This is a genomic window from Mesorhizobium sp. M0898, from assembly GCF_040319695.1.
Classification (GTDB): Bacteria; Pseudomonadota; Alphaproteobacteria; order Rhizobiales; family Rhizobiaceae; genus Mesorhizobium.
Genome location: NZ_JAMYOE010000119.1, coordinates 1 through 1569 on the forward strand (window position 1 = coordinate 1; position 1569 = coordinate 1569).

Annotated in this window: 1 protein-coding gene; it reads right to left on the minus strand. The window is 65.5% G+C overall.

Annotated elements, in window-relative coordinates:
• A partial coding sequence (locus tag NKH90_RS34475; protein ID WP_352823760.1) for a DUF3363 domain-containing protein occupies positions 1-1569 on the minus strand: 1569 nt, incomplete at both ends.

Genomic DNA, 1569 nt, shown 5'->3' on the forward strand with positions numbered 1-1569 from the left:
TTGCACGAGGCCGGTGATGTGCTGGCCGATGCGGCCTTCGAGCATCGGCTGCCAGGGCACGAGCCTAAACCCGAGCCCATCGTCCAGCATGGCGAAGCGCCCGCTGGCAAGACGGACCGAGCCTAGCAGCGTGCCGCCGACATGATTGCCGGGCTGGACGGGCGCGAAAGTGAGGCCGCGCGCAGCGGCCATTTCTTTGCCGACGCGGGCGACCTCCTGGCGCTCCAGCGTGGCTACAAGGTCGCGCGCGAAGGTGATGGTCCCGCTGGTCGCGTCGCGTTCGGCATGCCCCATGCTGACGAGTTGGCTAGCCCGTCGGTCGAGGGCGTTGTCCACGTCGAGACCAAAACCTGACCGGACCAGCGGCACCGGGATTTTGGCCGTTAGCTCCCGGTCGAGCCAGGTGGCGCCGTCGCTGCCGACCTGCGCGTCGAGATCGAGCGTCGAGAGCACGCGGACGGAGAAGTCCTTGCCGCGGTTGTGGCCATCGTAAGCGATGCCGCGCTCGGACAGGTCTTTTGGTACGCGCCAGTGGTCGTCGTCGATGCGTTCGACATGGCCGGCCCGGCGCAGCGCTTCGAGACGGCGGACATGGAAACGGACAAAGGCGTCCGGATCCTTGCCCTGCTCCAAAAATGTCTCGCGGATTGCCTCCAGGTGTCTGCTCAGGCGATAGATGCCATCCTCGCCCGCCACGACACTGATGTTGCGGTCGGCCGCACGCGGCCCCTCCTTCGGCAGGATCGGTTCGAGTGCCACGATATGGCCGCGCTGAATGTCTTCCAGCTTTGCCGCATCCGCGGTCTCGACATAATGGGTGCGTCCGTCGACGCCATCGATGACGAGCGACAGCTTATCGCTCATCTCGTCGCCGGCAAGGCCCTTGGCGAGCACACGGCCGACGACCGGTTCGGTGATGGTCTGCCGGTGCATGACATATTGAGCCGCGCCCCGCTCATCAGCGAGGCCGTGCTCCTCGAGTGCCCGGTGCATGGTCTTGATGATGTCGCTGCGCTCGCCAAGTGCCCGCAGCGTGCTTTCGGCTCGGTCAGAGATCACCCATCGGCCGGGCTCGATCTCGTTGGCCAGGCCGAAGTGTTGCAGTGTCTTCGCCCTATCGATCAGCAGATAGCGGTTGCTGGAAATGGTGTAGCTGTCGCTGGCATTGGGACGGAGGTCGACAACATCGTGCGCCTGCTGTTCGGCGATCAGCACGCGATCGAGGCGGGTCAGCCGTTCGGCGTCCACCTCGTCGGCCAGCTTGCGGGCGACTTCGACCTCGCTTTGCAAGCCGAGTTCCCGTTCCACCAGCTCGCCTGCCCTGTGGCGGATGCCATGGGCGATGTAGTCGCCGGCGATGTTCAGGATCTTGCCGTCCTCGGTGACGCCGCGCACCAGCACATGGGTGTGCGGATGACCGGTGTTGTGGTGGTCGACGGCGATCCAGTCGAGGCGCGTGTTGAGGTCGGTCTCCATCTGCCGCATGAGATCGCGGGTGAAGGAGCGCAGGTCTTCCATCTCCGCGGCATCCTCCGGCGCGACGATGAAGCGGAACTGATGCCGGTCGCC